This is a genomic window from Bradyrhizobium sp. SZCCHNRI20481 (genome assembly GCF_032485055.1).
In the GTDB taxonomy this organism is placed as follows: domain Bacteria; phylum Pseudomonadota; class Alphaproteobacteria; order Rhizobiales; family Xanthobacteraceae; genus Bradyrhizobium.
Genome location: NZ_JAUEUE010000020.1, coordinates 32,612 through 58,396, shown reverse-complemented (window position 1 = coordinate 58,396; position 25,785 = coordinate 32,612). Strand labels below are relative to the sequence as shown.

Here is a 25,785-nt window from a genome sequence, read left to right as displayed (position 1 = left end):
ATCCGCGAGATCTGCGTCTACTGGATTGTCCGCCTTCGCGGGCAATGACGGGTTCAACGATTGCCCCTTCGCTTCGACACACCGCTGCCCATCGACGCCGTGCTGGACGACCTGTCCGGCACGCTCGAACGCAGCAACACCGCCGTTCTGGTGGCGCCGCCCGGCGCCGGCAAGACCACGCGGGTGCCGCTGGCCTTGCGTGATGCGCCGTGGGTCGGAACTAAGAAGATCATCGTGCTGGAGCCCCGCCGGATCGCGGCCCGCGCCAGCGCCGAGCGGATGGCGAAGTCGCTCGGCGAGCGCGTAGGCGACACCGTCGGCTACCGCGTGCGCTTCGGCTCGAAGATCTCGCGCGCGACCCGCATCGAGGTCGTCACCGAGGGCATCTTCACGCGGCAGATCCTGGATGATCCCGAGCTGACCGGCGTCGCCGCCGTGCTGTTCGACGAATTCCACGAGCGCTCGCTCGATGCCGATCTCGGCCTGGCGTTGGCGCGTGATGCGCAGCAGGGGCTGCGCGAGGATCTCCGCATCCTCGTGATGTCGGCGACGCTCGACGGCGCCCGCGTCGCTACCCTGCTCGGCAATGCACCGGTGGTCGAGAGCGAGGGCCGCGCCTATCCGGTGGAGACCCGCTATGTCGGCCGCAAGCCGGATGCGCCCGTCGAGCGCCAGATGGCCGAAACCATCGCCAGCGCGCTGCGCGCCGATGCCGGCTCCGTGCTCGCCTTCCTGCCGGGCGCCGCCGAAATCCGGCGCACCCAGACCATGCTCGCCGAGCGCGTCCACGATGCCAGCGTTGAGATCGTGCCGCTGTTCGGTGCGCTCGATGCCGCGGTCCAGGACCGCGCCATCTCGCCCGCCCCAAAAGGGCAGCGCAAGGTGGTGCTGGCGACCTCGATTGCCGAGACTTCGCTGACCATCGAAGGCGTCCGCATCGTGGTCGATTCCGGGCTCGCCCGGGTGCCGCGCTACGAGCCGGACATCGGCCTGACCCGGCTAGAGACGGTGCGGGCTTCGCGCGCCGCTGTCGATCAGCGCCGTGGCCGCGCCGGCCGCACCGAGCCTGGCGTCTGCTACCGGCTATGGGACGAGCCGCAGACGGCCTCGCTGGCGGCCTATACGCAGCCGGAAATTCTCAGCGCCGACCTGTCCTCGCTGGTGCTCGATCTGGCGCAATGGGGTGTCAGTGACCCCTCCGCGCTGAGCTTCCTCGATCCGCCGCCGCAACCGGCCTGGAAGGAGGCGCGTGATTTGCTGCGCGAGATCGACGCTCTCGACGAAGAAGGCCGCCTCACCGACGAGGGCCGCCGCCTGCGGGCACTGGCGCTGCCGCCGCGGCTCGCCCGCATGATCGTCGACGCCGCCGATTATGGCGCCGCCGCGCAGGCCGCCGACATCGCCGCCATCCTGACCGAGCGCGGGCTGGGCGGCGACAGCGTTGATCTCGAGGTCAGGCTCGATCAGTTCCGTCGCGACCGCTCGCAACGGGCGCAGAGTGCGCGTGACATGGCACGGCGCTGGGCGCAGCAGGTCGAGGCGGCTTCCTCCCCGCAAGTGCAAGGGCAGCTCAGCACCGGCTTGATGCTCGCCTTTGCCTTTCCGGACCGGATCGCGCGCAACCGCGGCAATGCCAGCTTCGTGCTCGCCAATGGCCGTGGCGCCGCCGTCGAGCCGACCTCGTCGCTGGCGCGCGTACCCTATATCGCGGTCGGTGAGCTGACGGGAACGGCGGCCAGCGGCCGCATCCTGCTGGCGGCGCCGCTGGCGATCGAGGATATCGAGCGGCATTTTGCTGCGCATATCGAAGCGAGAGACGAGGTCAGCTTCGATCAAGACGCGATGGCGTTGCGGGCGCGGCGCCGACGCAAGCTGCATGCGATCACCATGGCCGATGCGCCGGTCGCGCTGACGCCGTCGGAGGAGACCGCGCGCATCTTCGCCGACGGCATCTGCGCCGCGGGCCTTGACAGGCTGCCGTGGTCGAAGGCCGCCCTGCAATGGCGCGATCGCGTTACCTTCCTGCGCAAGGCGGAAGGCGACAGTTGGCCGGACCTGTCGGATGCGGGGCTTGCCGAGCGGCGCGAGGACTGGCTGGTGCCGCTGCTGGCCGACAAGACCTCGCTCAAGGATGTCTCGCCCGGCGACGTCTCGGATGCCGTCATGGCACTGCTCCCCTGGGATCTGCGGGCCCGGCTCGACCGGGAGGCGCCGACGCATTTCGAGGCGCCGACCGGCACCATGCTGGCGATCGACTACGAGGCCGAGCAGGGGCCCACCATCGCGGTGCGGCTGCAGGAGCTGTTCGGCCTGAACGTCCATCCCTCGATCGCGCGCGGCGCGGTGCCCCTGGTGCTGGAGCTGCTGTCGCCGGCGCAGCGGCCGGTACAGGTGACGCGCGATCTGCCCGGCTTCTGGCGCGGCTCCTATGCCGCGGTCCGCACCGACCTGCGCGGCCGTTATCCGCGCCATCCCTGGCCCGACGATCCGGCCCATGCCGAGCCGACCCGGCGGGCCAAGCCGCGGGGAACGTAGCTCATGCAAATTGTACCGCCGCTATCGTTGTCGTTAACGCTTCACTCATCGTTTTCGCCAAAATGGCGGCGGCAGCCGGTCGCTCGCAGTCGCCCGTCAGCGGCTTTGATGGTCAAATCGGTTGCGGGGTAAAGTCGGGCGTTTGCGTCATGCGTAACATAATGATCTTTGCGGCCGTTCTCGTCGGTCTCGGCACCTTCATGGCGCAACTGGCCGATCGCCTGACCCCCGCGTCGGCATCCGCGACACCGTCCGTGCGGGTTGCCACGGCGGAACCGTCTGCCGCGGGCCAGCGCAGCCTGAGCATTCCGACCGACCGCCGCGGTCACTTCCGCGCCGACGGCCGCATCGACGGCCAGCGCATCAGCTTCATGGTCGATACCGGCGCCTCGATGGTCGCGCTGAACGAAAGCTCGGCCGCCCGCTTCGGCCTGCGCCCTGCGCGCGGCGACTACACCGCCACCGTGACCACGGCCAACGGCACCGTGAAGGCGGCGCGGGCGAAGCTCGCGATGGTCGAGCTCGGCGAGCTCACCGTGCGCGATGTCGACGCGCTGGTGCTGCCCGATACGGCGCTGTCGGAGAACCTGCTCGGCCTGTCCTTCCTGTCCAAGCTGAAGCGTTTCGCTTACGCCAACGGCCAGATGGTGCTGGAGCAGTAGGCTGCACCGAAGCGGAATGTTGTTTCGCGCGTCACCGGCCCCCATATACCGGCAGGCAGGCCGATCCCGAGTCGCAGTCATTGAATAGTTCGTCGGGTGGCCTGCGCGAGCGGTCCTGCCCGATTGTTGCCTGCATTCCTCTGCCTTCTGACACTGTTGTCTGACGTCGTGCTAAGCATGAACGCCTTCTTCCATTGATGTGATATTGCCGAGGCCGTCTCCTGATGTTTCCGAAACCCAAGCCCGTCCTGGTTCCCAATACCTACGCCTTCGAATCCGAGCCGATGGTGAAGCCGACGGGCTTCCGCGAATATGACGCGCGCTGGCTGTTCAATAAGGAGATCAATTTGATGGGGGTGCAGGCGCTCGGCATGGGGCTGGGCGCGCTGATCGCCGAACGCGGCGTGAAGCAGGAGATCGTGACCGGGCACGATTTCCGCGGCTACTCCGCCTCGATCAAATACGCCCTGATTTCGGGCCTGATGGCCGCCGGCTGCAAGGTGCATGACGTCGGCCTCGCGGTGACGCCGATGGCCTATTTCGCGCAGTTCGATCTCGACGTGCCCTGCGTCGCCATGGTGACCGCCTCGCACAATGACAACGGCTGGACCGGCGTGAAGATGGGCGCCAACCGTCCGCTCACCTTCGGGCCCGAGGAGATGACCCGGCTGAAGGAGATCGTGCTCAACGCCGAGTTCAAGAACGGCGGTGGCGGCTCCTACCAATTTCACGAGAATTATCCGGCGCGCTACATCGCCGACCTCACCAGCCGTCCCAAGCTCAAGCGCAGGCTCAAGGTGGTCGCGGCCTGCGGCAACGGCACCGCGGGCGCGTTCGCGCCGCAGGTGCTGGAGGCGATCGGCTGCGAGGTGATCCCGCTCGACACCGAGCTCGATCACACCTTCCCGAAATACAATCCCAATCCCGAAGACATGGAGATGCTGCACGCCATCCGCGATGCCGTGCTCGCGCACGAGGCCGATGTCGGTCTCGGATTTGATGGCGACGGCGACCGCTGCGGCGTGGTCGACAACACCGGCGAGGAGATTTTTGCCGACAAGGTCGGCGTGATGCTGGCGCGCGACATGTCGGCGATCCACAAGAATGCGCAGTTCGTCGTCGACGTGAAATCAACCGGGCTGTTCATGACCGATCCGGTGCTGCAGGCCCAGGGCGCGAAGACCGTCTATTGGAAGACCGGCCATTCCTACATGAAGCGCCGCACCAACGAGCTCGGCGCGCTCGCCGGTTTCGAGAAATCCGGCCACTTCTTCTTCAACAAGCCATTCGGTCGCGGCTATGACGATGGTCTGGTCTCGGCGATCGCGATCTGCGAGATGCTCGATCGCGCGCCCGGAAAATCGATGGCCGACCTGAAGGACGCGCTGCCGAAGACCTGGTCGTCGCCGACGATGTCGCCGCATTGTGGCGACGAGGTCAAATACGGCGTCGCCGACGCCGTAGTGAAGCATTTCCAGGCGCTGCAGCAGCAGGGCGGCAAGGTCGCGGGCCAGCCGATCCGCGATCTCGTCACCGTCAATGGCGTGCGCGTCACGGTCGAGGACGGCAGCTGGGGTCTGGTGCGAGCGTCATCCAATAAGCCCGAGCTCGTGGTGGTAGTCGAAAGCCCGGTGTCCGAGCGGCGCATGCACGACATGTTCGAGGCGGTCAACGAGGTGCTGCGGACGCATCCCGAAGTCGGCGCCTACAACCAGACGATCTGAGGCCGCGTTGATGATGTCGCGCTGGGGCCGATGCTCGCGCTGATCCCATCCTATTCGATGGGATCAAGCAGCCCTCAGGGAGCTCAGGAACTGATCGACCTCGGATTTGAGCCGGGTGGATTGCGAGGATAGTCCGTTCGCCGACTCCAGCAGCCGGGACGCGGCGCTGCCGGTCTCGTCGGAGGCACGGGTCACGCTGCCCATGCTTTGGCTGACAAGCCGCGTGCCTTCGGCCGCCTGCTGCACGTTGCCGGAAATTTCTCCGGTGGCGAGGCCCTGCTGCTCGACCGCGGTGGCGATCTCCTTGGAGATTTCGTCGATCTCGGCAATCGTTCCCCCGATCGCCTGGATGGCGCTGACGGCGTCCCCCGTGGCGCTCTGGATGCTCTGCACCTGGCTGGAAATTTCCTCGGTGGCCTTCGCGGTCTGGTTGGCGAGCGCCTTGACCTCGCTTGCCACGACGGCGAAGCCCTTGCCGTGCTCGCCAGCGCGCGCCGCCTCGATGGTGGCATTCAGCGCCAGCAGGTTGGTCTGGCTGGCGATCGTCTGGATCAGCGTCACCACCTCGCCGATCTTCTGGGTGCCGGCAGCCAGGCTCTCGACCACCGTGTTGGTGCGGCGAGCTTCGTCCGCCGCTTTCGCGGCGATCTCCGCCGAGCGCGTCACCTGCTGCGAGATGTTGTTGATCGACGCAGTCAGCTCTTCCGTTGCGGCAGCGACCGTCTCGACATTGGTCGACGCCTGCTGCGAGGCGCCGGCCGCGGCCGACGTCTGGCGCGAGGACTCGGCGCTGCTCCGGCTCATCGACGAGGACAGGCTCTGCATCTCGTTTGCGGCGACGGCCACCGCCTCGACGATGCCGCCGATCTTGCGCTCGAAGCCCTCTGCCAGCTCGCGCCGGGCAAGATCGGTCTGCTGCTTGACGCGTTGCTCGGCCTCGAACCGCTCGGCGTTGGCGCGCGCCTCGGCAGCGATCGCCGATTCGGCTTCCGCGGTCTTGCGCGCGCTGGTTTCGAACAACTGCGTCAGCTTGAGCGCGAGGGCGATGAGAACGCCGGCCTCGATCAGCAGGATGACCGCATGCAGCACAACGCGGCCGAAATCAGCGCCGCCCGGGTAGATCGCTGCAGGAAAGACGAAGTTCAGGACCAGATGGTGAAGCGCGACGGCGACGGTGCCGGCCAGGATCGGCCGGTAGTCGCAATATGCGACCAGACAGGCCAGCGCCGCGAAGAAATACATGTGCATGTCGATCTGCCAGGCATGTCCGGACATCTGGTAGACGAGCACGGATACGCCGCCCATGACGGCGACTGCGACGGTGAGCTGGGTCGACAAAGTGTCGCCAGCGCTGCGCCAGGAAAGGGTTGCCACCACTGCCATGACGACCATGAGCATGGTCGGCATCAACCAGTCGCCGCGCGACAGCCCGATGATGAGGGAGAGCGGAACGTGAACCCAGAGCACCGCCAGCAGAAGCTTGCTGGTCGTGTGCCGGACGGTTGCCAGATCGCTGGTCTCGACGGTCATTTCCTATTCCCCCAAAGAGATCATTTTGCAAAGCAGGCGGAGACCGCCTGCGGATCGATGATGAGCCAGGCGCCAGCCTCGCGCAGCCGCGCCAAGCCGTCGTGTTCGCCGGGACGGACGACCAGCAGCGATGAAACGGTCGTCGTGCGCACGAGAGCGGCGTCAGCCGAGGCCGCAGCGAGCATCGCCTGTTGCGCGCTCCACCAAGGTGGGAAAGCGACGGCCACGATTTCGCTCCCCATGCGCACCTGGAGTGACAGCGCAGCAACCGCGACAAAGCTCGCGATCAGGAGCGCCGTGGCATTGAGCCAGGCGCGCGAAGGCTGAGGTATGGTTGCACCGGACGTCATCGCATCCAAGAATAGAGGGATGGGAATAACTTCAGGTAAACGTTCGTTAGGGATGACGACCGAGGTTCGGGACGCTAGCGCTGCAACGTCGAAGCTGCCCGGAATGCTCGGCTCAGACCGGCGGCACCGGCAGCGCCGTCACCGACTTGATCTTCTCCATGGCGAAGCGCGAGGTGACGTTCTTGAGGGGCACCGCGCTGATCAGCTTCTTGTAGAAGACATCGTAGCTCTGCATGTCCGCAACGACGACGCGCAGCATGTAGTCGACGTCGCCGGCCATCCGGTAGAACTCCATCACCTCCGGCATCGAGCTGACCGCCTCGGCGAATTTGCGCAGCCAGGCCTCAGAATGGTCGGCGCTCTCCACCGACACGAACACGGAGATGCCGAGCCCGATCTTGTTCTGATCGACCAGGGCCACCCGGCGCAGGATCACGCCATCGGCCTCCAGCCGCTGGATGCGCTTCCAGCACGGTGTCGACGACAGTCCGACCCGGTCGCCGATCTCGGCGACGGACAGCGAAGCGTCCTCCTGCAGGACCATCAGAATCTTGCGGTCGATGGCATCGAGCCGGCGATTGGCCTCGGAGCTTTGGGCGGCGACATCGGTCATGGAGAAACTTGTTCCATATGAAGGCTATAAAACCCTCATATAGAGAAAATCGTTCCAAGGCAAGGATCGGCCGTTCAGCCCGTTGCGGCCGGGTCTGGCCGCTTTCGCGGAGGGGTAGGCCGGTCTCCTGTTACCGCTCGTCGTTCTCCTTCAGCCAGCGGCCGACCAGATGATGAGCAATGGCGAACGGATGCGGTCCCGCCAAGCCATCCGGATGCTGCCGCACCAGCATCTGCCGGGCCTCGTCGCGGCTGAACCAGCGCACGTCCTCGAGCTCGTTACGGTCGATGACGATGTCTTCGTTGAGCGCCCGGGCGCTGCAGCCGATCATCAGCGACGACGGGTAAGGCCAGGGCTGGGTCATGTAATAAGTCACGTCGGTGCAGCGAATGCCGGATTCTTCGAACACCTCGCGCCGGACGGCGTCCTCGATCGTCTCGGCCGCCTCGACGAAGCCGGCGAGGCAGGAATACATGCCGGCCGGAAACTGCTTCTGCCGCCCGAGCAGGCACTTGTCGCCGGAAGCGACCAGCGAGATCACGACCGGATCGGTGCGCGGGAAATGCTCGGTCTTACAGCTCGGGCATTCGCGCTTCCAGCCGCCCTCGCGCATCGCGGTCTTGGCGCCGCAATTGGCGCAGAAGCCGTGACGCTGATGCCAGGACACCAGGGATTTCGCCATCGCGATCGTCGCCAGCTGGTCGACCGGGGTCGCACCCTGCATTGCCATCCCGCGCAGCTCGGCGACCGACACATCGTCGCGCCCGGCGAGCTTTTCGACGGCGGCCGGCGAGATGCCCATGCCGAACACGGCCGCGCCGTCCTGCAGCCCGAGGAAGATCGTTCCCGGATTGGCACCGAACTTCAGCGCCTCGTCGATCGACAGCAGCGCGCGCAGCTGGTCGCCGTCGCGCTTCAGCACCAGCGAATCGCGGTGCACGACATAGGCGCGCGTCGAGGGATTGCTCTCGAAGGCGATCAGCTTGTCATCATGGAAGCGCAGATGGGCGGCGCGATCGATTGGATGGCTGACGAAGGCCGGCTTGCCGAGCGGAAACAAGTCGAATGGCGACATCTCTTACCCTAACCAGATCTTGCGCCTGACAGCGCTGATGAACTGCTGCACCTCCTGCGCATCGTGCGGCACAGGCGGCGCGGCGCCCCACACCGGTCGCGGCCAGGCCACGTCACTTGTGCGTCGCGCGATGATGTGGACGTGCAACTGCGGCACCATGTTGCCGAGCGCGGCGACGTTGAGCTTGTCGCATTTGGTGATCTCCTTGAGCGCGCGCGACACCCGCGTGATCTCGGTCATCAGCTGCGCCTGCGCGACCTCGTCGAGATCGATGATCTCGACCGCGCCCTCGCGGCGCGGCACCACCAGCAGCCAAGGATAGTTCGCGTCCTTGATCACCAGCACGCGGGACAGCGGCAGGTCGCCAATGTCGATCGTATCCTTCGCAAGTTGCGGATGCAGCGACCAGGCTGATTCGGGCATGCGGCGGTTCCTGGCGGACGGTCTGGCGGGGAGTTCGACGGCACCTAAAGCCTTTCCGAGCTGCGGCACAAGCCCGCGGGGCGGTGGGCCGCCCCGGCGAAGCTCGCGCTTGCTTTCCGGACCGTTTGGCCCCAAATAGGCAGCGGGAGATTGGCGGTGGACGAGCCACTCGCCAACCGGGTCAGGTCCGGAAGGAAGCAGCCCTAACGAGGTCCGGATCGGGTCGCTCGTCAGTCTCCTACCTGTTTTCTCGAGCGAATCGCGCAAAGATGGCGGGGACCCCGCGCAGGGCGGGCGCTCGACCGCGCTCCGGCTGATTGCGTCGACGACCCGCGATCGATGCCGGCCTGGAATACTCACTTGCGGATCGCTCGATGACCGACGCTGGCGCCCCACCTGTTCCGCCTGACAGCGCCGACGCTCCCGCCAAGCCCTACCGGGTGCTGGCGCGCAAATACCGCCCCTCCAGCTTCGCAGATCTGATCGGCCAGGAGGCCGTGGTGCGCACGGTCTCGAACGCGTTCGAGACCGGCCGGATTCCGCAGGCCTGGATTCTGACCGGCGTCCGCGGCGTCGGCAAAACCACGACGGCCCGCATCCTCGCGCGCGCCCTGAATTACGAGCTGCCCGACGGCTCGGTGAAGGGGCCGACCATCCATATGCCGGTGCTCGGCACCCATTGCCAGGCGATCATGGAAAGCCGGCACATGGACATCCTGGAGATGGACGCGGCGTCCCATACCGGCGTCGACGACGTCCGCCAGATCAATGACAGCGTGCGCTATGCCCCGGCCAGCGCGCGCTACAAGGTCTACATCATCGACGAAGTCCACATGCTGTCGACGGCGGCGTTCAACGCCTTCCTGAAGACGCTGGAGGAGCCGCCGGAGCACGCCAAGTTCGTGTTCGCCACCACCGAGATCCGCAAGGTGCCGGTCACGGTGCTGTCGCGCTGTCAGCGCTTCGATCTGCGCCGGGTCGAGGCCGAGGTGCTGATGAAGCATCTCCAGGGCATCGCGACCAAGGAAGGCGTGACGATCGAGCCCGAGGCGCTCGGCATCATCGCGCGCGCCGCCGAAGGCTCGGTGCGCGATTCGTTGTCGCTGCTCGATCAGGCGATCGCGCACAGCGCCGGCGAGGTCCGCGCCGACGATGTCCGTCAGATGCTGGGCCTCGCCGACCGCACCCGCGTGATCGACCTGTTCCACCATCTCGCCAGCGGCGACATCGCTGCCGCCTTCAAGGAATTCCGCGAGCAATATGACGTCGGCGCCGACCCCGTGGTCGTGCTGTCGGATCTGGCCGAGTTCGTGAACTTCGTCACCCGGGTGAAGGTCGTGCCGGCGACGGCCGACAACGTCGCCTTCAGCGAGACCGAGCGGCTGCGCGCGCGCGACTTCGCCACCAAGCTGTCGATGCGGGTGCTGTCGCGGATGTGGCAGATGCTGCTGAAGGGCATTGCGGAGACGCAAGGCGCGACGCGCCCGGCTGCAGCGGCGGAAATGGTGCTGGTGCGCATCGCCTACGCGGCCGATCTGCCGACGCCCGACGAAGCCATTCGTATGATCGAGCAGAGCGGTGGTGGCTCGCCGATCGTCACGAACGGCGGCGGGGCGCGCCCTGCGCCGGCATCCGGCATGAGCGCGGGGGCGCCGCCTGTGATGACGTCGGCGCCGATGCAGGCGCCGCGCGCGCAAGGCCCGACGCTCGCCGCGGTCGGCGGTTCGATGCGCCCGCAGGCGATGTCATCGCAGCCGTCGCCGGCATCACAGGACCAGCCCGCACTGCGCATAGGGAGCTTTCAGGAACTCGTCGCGCTGGCCGGCAAGAACCGTGACCTGATCACCAAGAGCGCGCTCGAGATGGACGTGCGGCTGGTCCGCTTCGAAGAGGGGCGACTGGAGATCGCGCTGGAACGGACGGCGCAGCGCTCGCTTGTCTCGGACCTCGGGCGCAAGCTGGAGGACTGGACCGGCCGGCGCTGGACGGTGATCGTTTCCAACGAGCCGGGCCAGGCGACCTTGCGCGAGCAGAATCTGCGCGCCAAGAGCGAGCGCGAGGCGGCGGCGGAGGCCGATCCGCGCGTGCAGGAGATCCTGGCGCGGTTCCCGGGCACCAAGGTGGTCGAAGTGCGCCGGCTCGCCCCCGAGCCGCCCGAATCGGACGCCAGTGCTGTCGAGCCGCCTGACGAGTCCGACGATGATGATTTCTAGAGCATGATCCGGAAAAGTGGAAACCGGTTTTCCTCGCGACAAACGCCAAAGGCGTTTGCGCGGAGATCATGCTCAACAAGATGGCTGATGATGAGGTGCTCCGATGGCTGACTTTCTCGGCATGATGAAACAGGCGGCGCAGCTGCAGACGAAGATGCAGGAGATGCAGGAGGAACTCGGCAACGTCGAGGTCGAGGGCATCTCGGGCGGCGGTCTGGTTGCCGTGCGCATGACCGCCAAGATGGACGTGAAGAGCGTCAAGATCGATCCGTCGCTGCTCAAGCCGGAGGAGGCCGAGATCCTGGAGGACCTGCTGGTCACCGCGCATGGCGATGCGCGCCGCAAGGCTGAAGCCGCGATGCAGGAGAAGATGCAGGCCATCACCGGCAAGCTCGGCCTGCCGCCGGGCTTCGGTTTCGGTTAGTTGACCTGATGACATTCGTGAACTGATGGCCGTCGCCGGTCCCGAGATCGAACGCCTGATCCAATTGCTTGCGCGCCTGCCCGGCCTCGGGCCGCGCTCGGCGCGGCGCGCCGCACTGCATCTGATCAAGAAGCGCGAGGCGCTGATGGTGCCGCTTGCCTCGGCGCTGCAGGTCGCGATCGATCGCATCCAGGTCTGCAAGACCTGCGGCAACATCGATACGCAAAGCCCGTGCACTGTGTGCACCGATCCGCGTCGCGATCCCGCGATGATCGTCGTCGTCGCCGACGTCGCCGACCTCTGGGCGCTGGAGCGCGCCAAGGCCTCCAACGGCCGCTATCACGTGCTCGGCGGCACGTTGTCGCCGCTCGATGGCGTCGGTCCGCAGGATCTCACCATCGATGCGCTGGTGCAGCGCGCGCATGCGCCCGAGGTGTCCGAGATCATCCTCGCTTTGAATGCGACGGTCGACGGCCAGACCACCGCGCACTACATCACCGACCTCCTGCAGGAGGCGAACGTCAAGGTCACGCGGCTGGCACATGGCGTGCCGGTCGGCGGCGAGCTCGACTATCTCGACGAAGGCACGCTCTCGGCCGCAATGCGGCAGCGGACCTTGTTCTAAGCACAGACGGAAGTGGAATGATGACGAAACGCGGATTCGGCAAACGGCTGGCTTTGGGCGCGATTCTGGCGGCGCTCTCGGCGCCGTCAGTGCTGGCGCAACAGGGCGAAGCCCCGCAGAAGGCGGGGCGTCCGCTCAATGCCGGCGACGTGCTGTCGGGCGAGCTGACCGCGCTGAAGCTGAAAGGCGCCAAGCCGGGCCAGCCGTCCGCCGCCTATCAGATCACGAGCGAGCCGCGCCGTCTGCCACCGCCGAACGGGCTGTGCAATCTGGAGACCGGCCCGGAGACGTTCCAGCTCGTCACCGCGAACACGGCGCAGGCGTCGCAGCTCAGGGGTCTGCTCGGCAAGCAGATCGCGGTCAAGGTCGACGAGATCGCCTGCGCCCAGGACGCGGGACAGATGAGCGAGGCGGTCGTGACCAAGTGGAGCTTGGTGAAGCGGTGAGACCTGATCGGGGCGTCCACGCTAACGCGGCGTCCTGGCTTTCCGCTGTCGTCGCTCGGCTTGACCCGGGCGATCCAGTACGCCGCGGCTGCTCGCTTGATGGCTGAGGTCTCTGGAATACTGGGTCACCCGTCGGAGCCTGTCATCGGGCTCGTCGAAGACGACACCCGGTGGCTGGCGACGACGGTTGAATGTAAGGCGGCAGCTACACCTTCACTGGCCCCAACTGGTCGAAATGTCCGCGCCGCTGCAGCCAGGCGAGCAGCACGAGGCTCGGGATCGCGACCAGCACGCAGATCACGAAGAACAGCGGCCAGCCGGTCGCCTTCGCCACGTAGCCGGCGCCTGACGACAAATAGGTGCGCCCGACCGCGGCAAGCGCGGTCAGCAGTGCATATTGGGTGGCGGTGTGCAGCGGGTTCTGACACAGCGCGGAGAGATAGGCGACGAAGATCACGGTGCCGACCGCGCTGGTGAAGTTTTCCGCCGAGATCGCCAGCGCCAGTGCCCATTGATTGACTCCGACGATCGCAAGCCAGGAGAACGAGAGGTTCGCCATCGCCTGCGCCACGCCGCCGATCCAGAGACTCGTCGCGAGCGAATAGCGTCGCGCGACGAAGCCGCCGGCAAAGCCGCCGGCGAGCGTCGCGGCGAGACCCACGCCTTTCACGATCGCGGCGTAGTCGACCTTGCTGAAGCCGAGATCGATCACGAACGGCGCGGTCATCGTGCCGGAGAAGGCATCGGTGAACTTGAACAGCACGACGAAGGCGAGCGCCGTGAGCGCATCCCGCCGGCCGAGGAACTCGACGAAGGCCCCGGCAGCCGCATGCATCACGCGGGTGAGCGCGGTGTCGGCGCCCATCGCGGCCTCCGCCTGCTGCGACTGAGCCGGCTCAGTCGCCGCGAGGGCCGTGATCGTGCCGATCAGCACCAGTCCGGCCATCGCGACATAGCCCCACATCCAGGACGATGGCCGCGACAATCCGCTGGTTTCGAACGCACTGACCACCACCAGCGCGCCGGCAGTCGAGACCAGCATGCCGATGCGATAGGCGGCGACATACGCCGCCATGCCCGCGGCCTGCTCGCTCTCCGGCAGGCTCTCGACGCGGAAGGCATCGACCACGATGTCCTGGGTCGCCGACATCGCGGCGACCAGCAGCGCGGCCAGCGCCACCATGAACGGCGCATGTGCCGGATCGGTGAGCGCCAGCAGCAGGATGGCGCCGATCAAGAGCAGCTGTGCGAACACCAGCCAGCCGCGCCGCCGTCCGAACGCGCGCGTGAGCAGCGGCACGTGCAGCGCGTCCACCAGCGGCGCCCAGAGGAATTTCAGCGTGTACGGCGTCCCGACGAGGGCGAACAGCCCGATCGTGCCGAGATCGACGCCGAGCTCACGCATCCAGATCTGAAGCGTCGAGCCGGACAACGCCAGCGGCAGTCCCGACGAGAAGCCGAGGAACAGCACCACGAGCACGCGCGGCTGCAGGTAGACGGCCATGCTCTCGCGCCAGGTGGGGGCGGGTTTGGCGGCGGACTCTGCGGCGGTCGCGGTGATCTCGGAAGCGGTGTCGGGTGCGGTCATGACCGGGTGGTAACAGATTTCGACAGCACCACAAACACAGCCGTCATCGCCCGGTTTGACCGGGCGATGACAATCTTGTCTGGATTGCCCTCTCATGCAACAGACGCAGCCAACGATCACTCTCCGGCCTGCATGCGCCCCGTTAGAGGAAACAGGTCCGGCGTCGTGCCCGCAGCCGGCGCGATGCGTGGTGAGTCCACCGGCGCATCCTGCTTGCTGAAATCGAGCTCCTCGATGCGGGCGGCGCGCTTCTCGATCTTGTCGGCGGAAATGAGGATCTGGCGGATGTCCTCGCCGACATCGCCGAAATGCTTCTGCAGTTTGAGCACGCGCTCGCGCAGGCGGCCGAGATCGTCGCCGAGGTTGATCACCTCGTTACGGATCTGGTCGGCGGCGTCGCGGATGCGCGCATCCTTCATGATCTGCTGCATGACCTGGATCGCCAACATCAGGAGCGACGGCGACACCAGCACGACGCGGGCACGATAGGCTTTCTGGATCACGTCGTCGAAGCCGTCATGGATCTCGGCATAGACCGATTCCGACGGCACGAACATCAGCGCCGTGTCCTGCGTCTCGCCGACCACAAGGTACTTCTCGGCAATGTCATTGACGTGGCGGAGCACGTCGGTGCGCAGCCGCTGCGCCGCGGCGCGCTTCTCCTCCTCGGTCACGGCGTCGTGCAGCGCGGTCACGGCTTCCAGCGGAAACTTGGCGTCGATGCACAGCGGTCGCGAATCGGGCAGGAACACGACGCAGTCGGGCCGCTTGCCGCTGGCGAGCGTGTGCTGAAACGCGTAGCTGCCCTTCGGAAGCCCGTCCTGGACGATCGCCTCCATGCGCGCCTGGCCGAAGGCGCCGCGCGACTGTTTGTTGGCGAGGACGTCGCGCAAGGTCGTCACTTGCGTCGTCAGCTCGCTGAGATCACGATGGGCGTTGTCGATGATGCCGAGGCGCTCGTGCAGCACGCGCAGACTATCCATTGTGTGGCGCGTACTCTGCTCCATCGACTGTCCGACGCGGTGGGTGACCGCATCGAGCCGTTCGTTCACGCTGCGGGCCAGGTCCACCTGACGGCCGGCGAGCAACTGGGCCATCGCGTCGACCCGGCCGGAGGCCTCGCTCTGGACGCGGATCATCTCGCCGAACCGTTGTTCGATCTCGTCAGCCCGCATCGCCTGCTGGGCGGCGAGCTCCGCGCCGCGCCGTCCGGAGCGGGCCACGGCGGCCGCGATGATCACGAGCAGCAGCAGCACCAGTACGCCGAATCCGATCAGCGCATCGCTCGCCCTGATGGGCAGGTCGCCGATGATGACGACGACAGGATTGAGGGATTGGCTGACGGTCATCACCCCCGTCTATCCGATTCGCGCAAGCTCGCGAACGAAGAGAGAACAATTATGGTTAAGGGCACGTTAAGAATCATGGTTAACGAAACGTTGAAATTCATGGTTAGTTAAGTCTTAACCGCGAGCCATCACATTGACCGCGCCGGTTCCGCGGCTTAAATCGCGCGCCATGTCCCTAAGAGAAATCATCATCCTGCCGGACCGGCAGTTGCGGCTGGTGTCCAAGCCGGTCGAGAAGGTCACGCTGGAGATCCGGCAGCTGGTCGACGACATGTTCCAGACCATGTACGACGCGCCGGGCATCGGGCTCGCAGCGATCCAGGTCGCGCAGCCGCTGCGCGTCATCACCATGGATCTGGCCAAGCCCGATGCCAACGGGGAGGGCAAGCGCGAGCCGCGCGTCTTCATCAATCCCGAGATCATCGCCAAGTCGGACGAGCTGTCGGTCTACGAGGAAGGCTGCCTGTCGATCCCAGAATATTACGAGGAGGTCGAGCGGCCGGCACGCGTTCGCGTGCGCTTCACCGATCTCGACGGGGTGGTCCGCGAGGAGGATGCCGAGGGGCTCTACGCCACCTGCATCCAGCATGAGATCGATCATCTCAACGGCGTGCTGTTCATCGACTATCTGTCGAAGCTGAAGCGCGACCGCGTGATGAAGAAGTTCACCAAGGCCGCCAAGCGCGCCAGCGAGTAACGATCAACTCTCTCCTCCGTCATGCCCGGGCTTGACCCGGGCATCCACGTCTCGCCGCGCGTTACAGGCAGCTCGACGTGGATGGCCGGGACAAGCCCGGCCATGACGCGGAGGATTCGGCAATGCAGGATCTTCCACCAGATGCCGCTTCGCCTGATCTTCATGGGCACGCCGGATTTCGCCGTGCCGACCCTGCTCGAACTCGCCGGCCACGGCCACGAGATCGCGGCGGTCTATACGCGCGCGCCGAAACCCGGCGGCCGCCGCGGCCTCGCGCTGCAGCCGACGCCGGTCGAGACCGAGGCGCGCCGGCTCGGCATTGCCGTGTTCACGCCGAAGACGCTGAAGACCGAGGAGGCCTTGGCCGAGTTTCAGGCTCATCAGGCCGATGCGGCCGTGGTCGTCGCCTACGGCATGATCCTTCCCCAAGCCATTCTCGATGCGCCCAAGCTCGGCTGCTACAATCTCCACGCTTCCCTGCTGCCGCGCTGGCGCGGTGCCGCGCCGATCAACCGCGCGATCATGGCGGGTGATGCCGAGTCCGGCGTCATGGTGATGAAGATGGATGTCGGGCTCGACACCGGCGATGTCGCGATGGCCGAGCGCCTTGCGATCACCGACGCGATGACGGCGTCCGATCTGCACGACCGCCTGTCGCGGATCGGCGCCGATCTCATGGTGCGCGCGATGGCGGCGCTAGAGCGCGGCGGGCTGACGCTGACGAAGCAGGCAGAGGAAGGCGTCACCTACGCCGCCAAGATCGAGAAGGCCGAGGCGCGGATCGACTGGACGAAGCCGGCCCACGCGGTGCTGCGGCACATCCACGGCCTGTCGCCATTTCCTGGCGCCTGGAGTGAGTTCACGCTTGATGGCGAAGCGGTCCGCTTGAAGATCCTGCGCTGCGCGCTTGCCGGCGGCGGGGGCGAGCCGGGCGCCGTTCTTGACGAGCAGCTCACCATCGCCTGCGCCGACGGCGCCATCCGCGTCACCGAGCTACAGCGCGCCGGCAAGGGTCCCATGAAGGCCGCGGATTTCCTGCGCGGCACCCGTATCGCGCCGGGCCTGCGCTTCGGCTGACCACCTCATCTCGTCATGCGCGGGCTTGACCCGCGCATCCATCTCAAGAACAAGCTTCGTCCAGGGATGGATTGCCGGGTCGAGCCCGGCAATGACGGCAAAACTCGATCGGGTCAGATGCCCCGCTACAAGCTCACCATCGAATATGACGGCGCGCCGTACTGCGGCTGGCAACTGCAGGCGACCTTGCCGTCGGTGCAGGGCGCGCTCGAAGCGGCGGTGCAGGCGACCTGTGGCGTGCCGACCCGGGTGCATGGCTCGGGGCGCACCGATGCCGGCGTCCACGCCACCGGTCAGGTCGCGCATTGCGACGTTGAGAAAGAATTCCGGCCCGACAAATTGCGCGACGCGCTCAACGCGCATCTGCGGCCCAACCCGATCGCGGTGCTCGACGCCGAGTTCGTTCCCGACACCTTCGAAGCACGCTTCTCCGCCCGCAGGCGGCACTATCGCTATCGCATCGTCAACCGCCGCTCCAATCTCGCGCTCGAGGTCGGCCGCGTCTGGCGCGTGCCGCAGCGGCTCGACTCGGACGCGATGCACGCGGCAGCCCAGCGGCTGATCGGCAAGCATGATTTCACGACTTTCCGCAACACGGAATGTCAGGCAAAATCGCCGGAGAAGACGCTCGATCAGCTCGACGTCGTCAGGGACGGCGATGCGATCACCATCCTCACCTCCGCACGCTCCTATCTGCACAGCCAGGTGCGCTCGATGGTTGGCTCGCTGGTGTGGGTCGGGCAGGGCCGCTGGAGCGCCGATGATCTCGCCGCCGCGCTCGCCGCGCGCAATCGCGCCGCCTGTGGCGTCGTCGCCCCGCCGGAAGGCCTCTATCTCGTGAAGGTCGACTATTGAGATCGTTCTGCAGTGGAACCCGCGAATCGCTATTAGCTGCCAATGATTATCCTAATGAGTAGTCGTTTCGGGAGTAAGGGACAGGATTCATTAACTCCAAATTGAAGCCCTCGCTGCTATCCGGACCTCAGGCTGCTGTCCAGCGAGGTCGATCGTGCGCATTCGTCAAGTCTTCCTGCTCTCTTTGCTGCTCGGGGCCGTCATCGGCCTGCTCGCAACCATGTTGTTCGCCTGGCAGCAGCTGACCTCGCTGCAGGCCGCGAGGACGGCAGGCCGTGATACGCAGCTGCTGGCCGCCATGCTGCGGCTGCCTGAAAAGCTGAACCTCGAGCGCGCCATGGTCAATCCGCGGCTGGCATCGCCGAATCCGGCGACGGCCGATGAGCTGGCCGCGCTGCAGAAGATACTTCAAGGCTCTGACGACGCCTTCGCCAAGGCGCGCAGCCTGGCGCTGCTGAGTGAAGACACCGCCGCGCTGGACTCGATCCAACAGAAATTGCGTGCGACGCGCGGGGCCGCTCTCGATGCCGTCGCGCAGGCCAAGGCGGCGCGATCCGAAGCAATCGTCCGTGATTACGTGCCGCAGATGTTCACGATCCAGGAAACGACCGGCAGCCATGTCGACGTGATCGTGCGCCGGATCAATGCGGCCAATCCCGCGGTAGGCCAGGCGGCGCGTCTCGCGGTGATCGGCTGGGATTTGCGCGACTGGGCCGGTCGCGCCACGACGACGTTCGTTCGCATGATCGCGACCAAGCAGCCGATGGCGGGTGAACCGGCCGAGGCGCTCGCGACGTTCAAGGGACGCATCGAGCGCATCTGGACGACGGCCAAGCTCGCTGCCGCAGAGATCAACCAGAAGCCGATCTTCGCGGCCCTGACCGAGGTCGAGAATGGCTATTGGGCCCGCGGTGGCGAGTTCTATTCGTCGCAGGTGGTGCCGAACCGGGGCAAGGTGCTCGAGCTCGATCCCGACCAGTTCCTGCGGTCCGTATTCCCGATCCTCGATACGATCCTGCCGCTGCGGGATGCAGCCCTCGCCGAGGCGCTGAGCCAGAGCGAGGTCGCGATTGCCGAGTCGCAGACCCGTTTTGCCCTGGCGCTGGTCCTGTTGCTGGTCAACGTCGCGGCCGCCGCACTGGGGACGGTCTGGTTCAATGCCCGCGTGATCAAGCCGCTGTCGAATCTGACCGAGATGATCCGTCGGATCGCCGGTGGCGAGCGCAGCGTCGAGATCGGATATGGCGATCGGACCGACGAGATCGGCACGCTCGCCAACGCCATCGGTGTTCTGCAGGAGAAATCGGCGGAGGCCGACCGGCTGTCGCTGCAGGGCGCCGATGCCGAGGCCCGGCGCGACGCCCGTCGGCAGAAGATCGAGGCGCTCACGCGCCGCTTCGGCGAGGTCATCGACACGCTGTGTGGCCGGCTGAGCGATGCCGCGAGCGGCCTGAAGCAATCGGCCGAGACGCTCGACGGCTCGGCCAGCACCACCGCGTCCCGTGCCACCGCCGTGGCCGAAGCGGCGGCGCAGGCGACCTCTGGCGTCAATACGGTGGCGGCTGCCTCCGAGGAGCTGGACGCGTCGATGAAGGAGATCACCCGGCAGATCGCGGAAGCCGCGTCGGAATCCTCCAACGCGACCAGCCAGGCGCTCGACACCACCGACAAGGTGCGCACGCTCGCCGGCAGCGCCACGCGCATCGGCGACGTCGTGCAGCTGATCCGCGCCATCGCCTCGCAGACCAATCTGCTCGCGCTCAATGCCACGATCGAATCGGCGCGTGCGGGCGAGGCGGGCAAGGGGTTTGCCGTGGTCGCGTCAGAGGTGAAGAGCCTTGCTTCGCAGACCAGCAAGGCCACCGAGGAGATCGAAAGCCAGATCGCCGCGATCCAGAACGAGACCGGCAGCACGGTGGCCGCGATCGAGAAAATCGCCGCCGTCGTCAACACCATCAGCGGCGTCACCGGTGCGGTGGCGAGCGCGGTGGCCGAGCAGAGCGCCACGACCCGCGAGATCGCCCGCAGTGTGCAGCAGACCGCGAGCGGCACCAACGACGTCTCGTCGTCGATCGCGCTGGTCAGCGCGGCCGCCGCGGACACCCGCGGATCGGCGCGCTCGCTGCTCGACTCCGCGGCGAGCCTCGCCGGCCAGGCCACCGACCTGCGTCGCGAGGTCGATCAGTTCCTGGCGGAGGTGAAGGCCGCCTGATCAGGATCAGGCGCGCCGCTCAGGCGAAATATCTTTCGAGAATGCCGCGATAGATCTTCGTCAGGGTCGCGATGTCGGCGACCGAGGCGCGCTCGTCGATCTGGTGCATGGTCTGGCCGACCAGGCCGAACTCGATCACCGGGCAGTAGCTCGAAATGAAACGCGCGTCCGAGGTGCCGCCGGTGGTGGAGAGCTCCGGCTTGCGCCCCGTCACGCTCTCGATCGCGGCGACGGTGAGGTCGGTGAACGGTCCGGGCTTGGTCAGGAACACGTTGGAGTTCGACGGCAGCCAGTCGATGTGGGCGCGGATGCGGTTGCCACAGGCCTTGGCGAGCCGCTCTTCCACCAGCGCGCGCAGCGTCTCCTGCGTATGGCAGTCATTGTAGCGGATGTTGAACTTCGCCCGCGCCAGGCCCGGGATGACGTTGGTTGCGGTGTTGCCGACATCGACGGTGGTGAATTCGAGATTCGACGGCTGGAACTGCGCGCTGCCATGATCGAGCGGCTCGTCCGACAGTGCGACGATCAGGCGCGAGATGTCCGGCACCGGGTTGGAGGCACGGTGCGGATAGGCGACGTGGCCCTGCTTGCCCTCGACGATCAGGGTGCCGGACTGCGAGCCGCGGCGGCCGATCTTGATGCAGTCGCCCATGACCTCTTGATTGGACGGCTCGCCGAGCACGCAATGGTCGAATCGCTCGCCGCGATCGGCCGCCCACTTCAGCAGCTTGATGGTGCCGTTGACCGAGACGTCCTCTTCGTCGCCAGTGATCAGGAACGAGATCGAGCCTTTTGGCTGTCCGCCGTGATCGCGTAGATAGTCGAGCACGGCCGCAACGCTGCAGGCGATGCCGCCCTTCATGTCGACGGCGCCGCGGCCATAGATGTAGCCGCCCTTCACCTCGCCGGAGAACGCAGGCAGGCTCCACGCCGCCTCGTCGCCGGGCGGCACAACGTCGGTATGACCGGCGAAGGTGATGTGCGGCCCCTCGGTGCCGATACGGGCGTAGAGATTGTCGATGTCGGCCGTGCCTGCTTCCGAGAAGGTCACGCGATGGGTCGTGAAGCCGGCCTGCTTCAGCAGGGCCTCGAGCACGCCGAGCGCCCCGGCATCGGCGGGGGTCACTGAGGGACAGCGGATCAGGTCGCGGGTGATGGCGAGGGCATCGGTCATGCCCTCGCTTAACATGGGCGCTCGGGCGGCGGCTAGTGCGGCCGCCCGAGCGCGGACGATCAGTCGCGCAAGAGCTCGTTGATCGAGGTCTTGGAGCGGGTGCGCTCGTCGACCCGCTTGACGATGACGGCGCAGGCGGTGGAGGGGCCGATCTGGCCGTTCTTCATCGGCTTGCCCGGCAGTGCGCCCGGCACAACGACGGCGTATTCCGGCACCTCGCCGACGAACACCTCGCCGGTCTCGCGGTCGACGATCTTGGTCGACGCGCCCAGGAACACGCCCATCGACAGCACCGCCCCCTTGCGCACGACCACGCCCTCGGCAACCTCCGATCGCGCGCCGATGAAACAGTCATCCTCGATGATCACAGGACCGGCCTGCAGCGGCTCCAGCACGCCGCCGATGCCGACGCCGCCGGAGATGTGCACACGCTTGCCGATCTGGGCGCAGGAGCCGACTGTCGACCAGGTGTCGACCATGGTGGCTTCGTCGACATAGGCGCCGAGATTGACGAAGGACGGCATCAGCACGACGTTCTTGGCGATGTAGGCCGAGCGGCGCACGATCGCGCCGGGCACGGCGCGGAAGCCGGCATCGCGAAAACGGTTCTCGCCCCAGCCTTCGAACTTCGACGGCACCTTGTCCCACCACGACGCCTGGCCGGGGCCGCCCGGGATCACGCTCATGTCGTTGAGGCGGAACGACAGCAGCACGGCCTTCTTCAGCCACTGGTTGACGCTCCACTTGCCGTCAGTGCCGCGCTCGGCGACCCGCGCCTCACCCTTGTCGAGCAGCTCCAGCGCGCTCTCCACGGCGTCGCGGACCTCGCCCTTGGTCGTGGTCGAGACGCCGTCACGGGCATCGAAGGCGCTGTTGATGGTGGATTCCAGGGCGGACAGTGACATCGGTCGATCCTCGCTTGGTCCCTGGGCAGAAAGCCGGGGACGGCCGTGTACGAGCATGGTGGGCAGGGCGGCTTTTTCGGGATTTGGACCCGGAGAGTCAAGGACGCATCGGTGGCGGGGGCCGTCCGCGCGGGAGGTGCAGCTTATCGTGCTCCGTCATTCCGGGTTCGATGCTTCGCATCGCCCCGGAATGACAGTTCAATGCGTGGCGGGTCTCACCCCACCAGCCGCTGCAAGAATCCGGTCAGATCGTCCGTGACATGATCGACATGCGGGTCGTCGCGACCCGCCAGCTCCCAGTCCTCGCGCACCACCTCCTTGGTGCCGTCCGGCACCACGAGCACCGTGGTCATGCCGAGGTCGTGCGGCACCACGAGGTTGCGGGAAAGGTCCTCGAACATCGCCGCCCGTGTCGGATCGACGGCATGCAGCTTGAGGAATTTGTCGTAGGTCTCGCGCGCCGGCTTCGGCGTCAGCTCGGCCGCGATGATGTCGAACACGCCATGGAAATGGCCGGCAATGTCGAGCCGCGCCAGCACGGCATCGACATGGTCGACCGAGCCGTTGGTCAGGATCAGCTTGCGTCCGGGCAGCTTCTCGATCGCCGCGCCCATCGCCGGATTCGGCTCCAGCGGCGAATGATCGATCTTGTGCACATAGGCCAGGAAGTCGTCGGCGTGCACGCCGTGCTCGGTCATCATGCCGCGCATCGTCGTGCCATAGCGGCGGTAGTAGTCCTTCTGGATCCGGCGCGCCTCATCCGCGTCGACCTTGAGCCAGTTGGACACGAACTCGCCGATCCTGGCATCGACCTGCTGCCACAGATTGACGTGATGCGGATATAGCGTGTTGTCGAGGTCGAACACCCAGGTGTCGACGTGATCGAAGGCGCGGGGGGATTCTGTCATGTGGGCGTCGGTCCATCCTGCCTTCGGTCATCATGCCCGGCTAGGGCGGTATATTCCGCTGTCGTCCCGGCGAACGCCGGGACCCATACCGCGGAAGCTATCTTGTGGCATGATGGCTGATGCCGATGGCCCAAACCTCGGCCGGTGGTTATGGATCCCGGCGTTCGCCGGGATGACAGCTGTGGGTGTGGTGGCAACGTGGGCAACATCGATATGCCTATCAAGGCAGTGCAAATCGCAGCGTCTTGCCGCCGCGGGTGATGTCGACGGCGGTGAAGCCGGTGGCGGTGAAGCCGCGGCTCGGACAGTCGCCCTGCTCGGATGTCTCGAACTTGTTCTCGCGGGTGCAGAGCTGCACCAGTCCGCCCCAGTTCAGCGGCTTGTTCTTCACTTTGATGGTGCGGTTCTCATCGTCGACCGCTTCGGCGAAGCTGTAGACCTTCTTCGGCTGTCCGGTGATGTCCGGATGCAGGCATTTGCCGGCATCGATCCGGTACCAGCCGCGGCTGACCACGGTGCGGCCGTCGTCCGTCGCCACCGCCGCCATCACCTTGTGCGGCGTGTCGTTGCACCAGGTCAGCCCGGTCGGCGCCGGCGTCTGCACCGCCTCCACCATGGTCGCGAAGAAATTCGGCTGCGACACAACGTCGGATGACAGCCCGCGGCTCTTCAGGAACGCGGCGAGCGCGGCCTGGGTCTTCGGCCCGTCAACGCCGTCGATCGGCGAGGCGTCATAGCCGGCGATGCCGAGCAGCCGCTGGATGCCGGCGAGCCGCGCCTGCTCGTCGTCATATTCGGCGCTCTCGGCGAGGTAGGCGATCAGGGTGCCGTCGTCGGCCTTGGTCGGCGTCACCTGCGTGAACGGCGCCGGCGTCTGCCCGGTGCGGCACTGCCGGGCGGCTGCGATGACGAAATTGTCGGTCGCGACGCACAGCTGGTCATTGCCGTTCGCGGCGATCGGCGAGGCGCCGTACAGGCTGAGCGCGCGCGCATGCAGCAGGATGCGGTCGGCGGTCATCGTCCCCTGCAGCACCACGCGACAGGTGGCCGGATCGAGCCGGAACCAGCCGCGCGTCGCGGTCGCCGCCTTCTCGTCGATGCCGATCGCGGCCTCGACGACGTAGCTCATCCGGTTGCAGAGCTTGAGGTCGGCGCGAGCGGGGGTGGCCGCGACGAGAACGGTAAGGAGGATCGTAGACACGGCGAGGAAGAGGCGAGTCGTGAGGGGCATTGCAGGCCCCCATATCCCCACATCGTCATGCCCGGGCTTGACCCGCCTGCGCGGCCGAAGCCACTTCGGCGCGGCGGAGGCCCGGGCATCCACGTCTCTCTCTCCGACTTCGCCGAACGACGTGGATGGCCGGGCTGTCTGCATTGCGAAGACGCGCTCCGCGCTTTCGCCCGGCCATGACGGAGAGAGATGGTCGCGCCTGCTCACTTGTGGATCAGCGTGCCCGTGCCCTGGTTGGTGAACAGCTCGAGCAGCACGGCGTGCTGCACCTTGCCGTCCAGGATGACGACGCCCTGCACGCCCTGCTCGAGTGCGTAGATGCAGGTCTCGACCTTCGGGATCATGCCGCCGGAGATGGTGCCATCGGCGATCAGCTTGCGCGCGTCCTTCACCGACAATTCCGGGATCAGCTTCTTCGACTTGTCGAGCACGCCGGGCACGTCGGTGAGCAGCAAGAGGCGCTTGGCCTTCAGCGCACCGGCCACGGCCCCGGCGAACGTATCGGCATTCACGTTGAAGGTCTGGCCTTCCTTCGAGGTCGCCAGCGGCGCGAGGATCGGGATCAGCTCGTAGCCGATCAGCTGATTGAGCAGCGTCAGATCGACCTTGTCCGGCTCGCCGACGAAGCCGAGATCGACCACCTTCTCGATGTGACTGTCGGGATCGACCATGGTGCGGGTCGCCTTGACCGCGCGCACCATGTTGCCGTCCTTGCCGCACAGCCCGACGGCCTTGCCGCCGGCCTCGTTGATGTAGCCGACCAGCTGCTTGTTGATGGAGCCGGCCAGCACCATCTCGACGATCTCGATGGTTGCGGCATCGGTGATGCGCAGGCCGGCGGCGAATTCGGAGACGATGCCGAGGCGCTTGAGCATGGTCGCGATCTGCGGTCCGCCGCCGTGCACCACCACCGGATTGATGGCGGTCTGCTCGAGCAGCACGATGTCGCGCGCGAACGCTTTCGCGGTGTCCTCGTCACCCATGGCGTGGCCGCCATATTTGATGACGATGGTCTCGTCGTCATACTCCTGCATGTGCGGGAGCGCTTCGGACAGGATGCGGGCCTGATCGAGCGGGCTGATGGTGGTCGCGTCGGTCATGTCTGGGAGGTCTCGGCTGTCGGGGGCGTCGCGCCGCGTTCTAGCCGATTGCCGCCCGCGGCGCAAAGC

At 66.4% G+C, this 25,785-nt stretch carries 23 protein-coding genes and 1 other RNA gene; 12 read left to right on the top strand and 12 right to left on the bottom strand.

The genetic code is table 11. From position 1 onward, the window contains the following. The first annotated feature begins 60 nt into the window (after nucleotides 1–60). The 3 genes from hrpB to QX132_RS28335 all read left to right on the top strand — a co-directional run bounded on the left by hrpB (nucleotide 61) and on the right by QX132_RS28335 (nucleotide 4,921). On the top strand, nucleotides 61–2,535 hold the full coding sequence (gene hrpB, locus QX132_RS28345; RefSeq protein ID WP_316163416.1) for an ATP-dependent helicase HrpB: 2,475 nt from the start codon (nucleotides 61–63) through the stop codon (nucleotides 2,533–2,535). A 161-nt stretch (nucleotides 2,536–2,696) separates the two neighbouring features. Further along, nucleotides 2,697–3,197 (top strand): TIGR02281 family clan AA aspartic protease, encoded by a 501-nt coding sequence (locus tag QX132_RS28340; protein WP_315773682.1) that lies wholly within the window; start codon nucleotides 2,697–2,699, stop codon nucleotides 3,195–3,197. Nucleotides 3,198–3,421: 224 nt separating this feature from the next. After that, the gene (locus QX132_RS28335) at nucleotides 3,422–4,921 is read left to right on the top strand and encodes a phosphomannomutase/phosphoglucomutase (protein WP_315812548.1); all 1,500 of its coding nucleotides are present in this window, start codon (nucleotides 3,422–3,424) and stop codon (nucleotides 4,919–4,921) included. A gap of 63 nt (nucleotides 4,922–4,984) precedes the next feature. On the opposite strand, the gene QX132_RS28330 is transcribed toward QX132_RS28335, so the two are convergent. The 5 genes from QX132_RS28330 to QX132_RS28310 form a co-directional block, all read right to left on the bottom strand. After that, nucleotides 4,985–6,451, bottom strand: a complete 1,467-nt coding sequence (locus QX132_RS28330; protein WP_316163415.1) for a methyl-accepting chemotaxis protein — start codon at nucleotides 6,449–6,451, stop codon at nucleotides 4,985–4,987. Between the two features lie 20 nt (nucleotides 6,452–6,471). After that, nucleotides 6,472–6,801 carry a hypothetical protein gene (locus tag QX132_RS28325; protein ID WP_315775612.1) on the bottom strand — a complete coding sequence of 110 codons (330 nt, stop codon included), beginning with the start codon at nucleotides 6,799–6,801 and terminating at the stop codon, nucleotides 6,472–6,474. 112 nt (nucleotides 6,802–6,913) lie between these two features. Further along, on the bottom strand, nucleotides 6,914–7,414 hold the full coding sequence (locus QX132_RS28320; protein ID WP_315773624.1) for an Lrp/AsnC family transcriptional regulator: 501 nt from the start codon (nucleotides 7,412–7,414) through the stop codon (nucleotides 6,914–6,916). Between the two features lie 130 nt (nucleotides 7,415–7,544). Next, entirely contained in the window at nucleotides 7,545–8,489 is a 945-nt protein-coding gene (nudC, locus tag QX132_RS28315) for an NAD(+) diphosphatase (RefSeq protein ID WP_315773626.1), read from the bottom strand. Between the two features lie 3 nt (nucleotides 8,490–8,492). Then, on the bottom strand, nucleotides 8,493–8,912 hold the full coding sequence (locus tag QX132_RS28310; RefSeq protein ID WP_315734951.1) for an HIT family protein: 420 nt from the start codon (nucleotides 8,910–8,912) through the stop codon (nucleotides 8,493–8,495). A 145-nt stretch (nucleotides 8,913–9,057) separates the two neighbouring features. On the opposite strand from QX132_RS28310, the gene ffs reads away from it, so the two are divergent. The 5 genes from ffs (at nucleotide 9,058) to QX132_RS28285 (ending at nucleotide 12,620) form a co-directional block, all read left to right on the top strand. Then, nucleotides 9,058–9,154, top strand: an RNA gene (gene ffs, locus QX132_RS28305) — signal recognition particle sRNA small type. Between the two features lie 132 nt (nucleotides 9,155–9,286). Next, the gene (locus QX132_RS28300) at nucleotides 9,287–11,125 is read left to right on the top strand and encodes a DNA polymerase III subunit gamma/tau (RefSeq protein ID WP_316163414.1); all 1,839 of its coding nucleotides are present in this window, start codon (nucleotides 9,287–9,289) and stop codon (nucleotides 11,123–11,125) included. Nucleotides 11,126–11,228: 103 nt separating this feature from the next. Further along, nucleotides 11,229–11,549, top strand: coding sequence for a YbaB/EbfC family nucleoid-associated protein (locus tag QX132_RS28295; protein WP_315775610.1), 321 nt, complete (start codon nucleotides 11,229–11,231; stop codon nucleotides 11,547–11,549). Between the two features lie 25 nt (nucleotides 11,550–11,574). Then, the gene (gene recR / locus QX132_RS28290) at nucleotides 11,575–12,174 is read left to right on the top strand and encodes a recombination mediator RecR (RefSeq protein WP_008964175.1); all 600 of its coding nucleotides are present in this window, start codon (nucleotides 11,575–11,577) and stop codon (nucleotides 12,172–12,174) included. 20 nt (nucleotides 12,175–12,194) lie between these two features. Next, the gene (locus tag QX132_RS28285) at nucleotides 12,195–12,620 is read left to right on the top strand and encodes a hypothetical protein (protein WP_316163413.1); all 426 of its coding nucleotides are present in this window, start codon (nucleotides 12,195–12,197) and stop codon (nucleotides 12,618–12,620) included. 205 nt (nucleotides 12,621–12,825) lie between these two features. Here the strand turns inward: QX132_RS28285 and QX132_RS28280 are convergent, their stop codons facing one another. Further along, nucleotides 12,826–14,208: an AmpG family muropeptide MFS transporter gene (locus QX132_RS28280; protein ID WP_315775609.1), complete on the bottom strand. Its 1,383-nt coding sequence runs from the start codon at nucleotides 14,206–14,208 to the stop codon at nucleotides 12,826–12,828. Nucleotides 14,209–14,324: 116 nt separating this feature from the next. Beyond that, the gene (locus QX132_RS28275) at nucleotides 14,325–15,557 is read right to left on the bottom strand and encodes a DNA recombination protein RmuC (protein ID WP_316163412.1); all 1,233 of its coding nucleotides are present in this window, start codon (nucleotides 15,555–15,557) and stop codon (nucleotides 14,325–14,327) included. A 169-nt stretch (nucleotides 15,558–15,726) separates the two neighbouring features. On the opposite strand from QX132_RS28275, the gene def reads away from it, so the two are divergent. From def to QX132_RS28255, 4 genes are all read left to right on the top strand, one after another. Beyond that, nucleotides 15,727–16,254 (top strand): peptide deformylase, encoded by a 528-nt coding sequence (def, locus tag QX132_RS28270; protein ID WP_316163411.1) that lies wholly within the window; start codon nucleotides 15,727–15,729, stop codon nucleotides 16,252–16,254. Between the two features lie 141 nt (nucleotides 16,255–16,395). After that, the gene (gene fmt, locus QX132_RS28265) at nucleotides 16,396–17,331 is read left to right on the top strand and encodes a methionyl-tRNA formyltransferase (RefSeq protein ID WP_316163410.1); all 936 of its coding nucleotides are present in this window, start codon (nucleotides 16,396–16,398) and stop codon (nucleotides 17,329–17,331) included. A 117-nt stretch (nucleotides 17,332–17,448) separates the two neighbouring features. Beyond that, a complete protein-coding gene (gene truA / locus QX132_RS28260; protein ID WP_316163409.1) occupies nucleotides 17,449–18,186 on the top strand; it encodes a tRNA pseudouridine(38-40) synthase TruA in 738 nt (245 codons plus the stop codon). Between the two features lie 154 nt (nucleotides 18,187–18,340). Then, nucleotides 18,341–20,398 (top strand): HAMP domain-containing methyl-accepting chemotaxis protein, encoded by a 2,058-nt coding sequence (locus QX132_RS28255; RefSeq protein ID WP_316163408.1) that lies wholly within the window; start codon nucleotides 18,341–18,343, stop codon nucleotides 20,396–20,398. A gap of 19 nt (nucleotides 20,399–20,417) precedes the next feature. Here the strand turns inward: QX132_RS28255 and dapE are convergent, their stop codons facing one another. The 5 genes from dapE to argB form a co-directional block, all read right to left on the bottom strand. After that, nucleotides 20,418–21,572 carry a succinyl-diaminopimelate desuccinylase gene (gene dapE / locus QX132_RS28250; protein WP_316163407.1) on the bottom strand — a complete coding sequence of 385 codons (1,155 nt, stop codon included), beginning with the start codon at nucleotides 21,570–21,572 and terminating at the stop codon, nucleotides 20,418–20,420. A 59-nt stretch (nucleotides 21,573–21,631) separates the two neighbouring features. Continuing rightward, nucleotides 21,632–22,477, bottom strand: a complete 846-nt coding sequence (gene dapD / locus QX132_RS28245) for a 2,3,4,5-tetrahydropyridine-2,6-dicarboxylate N-succinyltransferase (RefSeq protein WP_315775602.1) — start codon at nucleotides 22,475–22,477, stop codon at nucleotides 21,632–21,634. A gap of 215 nt (nucleotides 22,478–22,692) precedes the next feature. Continuing rightward, the gene (locus QX132_RS28240) at nucleotides 22,693–23,385 is read right to left on the bottom strand and encodes a pyrimidine 5'-nucleotidase (protein WP_316163406.1); all 693 of its coding nucleotides are present in this window, start codon (nucleotides 23,383–23,385) and stop codon (nucleotides 22,693–22,695) included. Nucleotides 23,386–23,605: 220 nt separating this feature from the next. Further along, nucleotides 23,606–24,616 (bottom strand): DUF1036 domain-containing protein, encoded by a 1,011-nt coding sequence (locus tag QX132_RS28235; protein WP_316163405.1) that lies wholly within the window; start codon nucleotides 24,614–24,616, stop codon nucleotides 23,606–23,608. Between the two features lie 203 nt (nucleotides 24,617–24,819). Then, the gene (argB, locus tag QX132_RS28230) at nucleotides 24,820–25,716 is read right to left on the bottom strand and encodes an acetylglutamate kinase (RefSeq protein WP_012047096.1); all 897 of its coding nucleotides are present in this window, start codon (nucleotides 25,714–25,716) and stop codon (nucleotides 24,820–24,822) included. Between the last annotated feature and the right edge of the window lie 69 nt (nucleotides 25,717–25,785).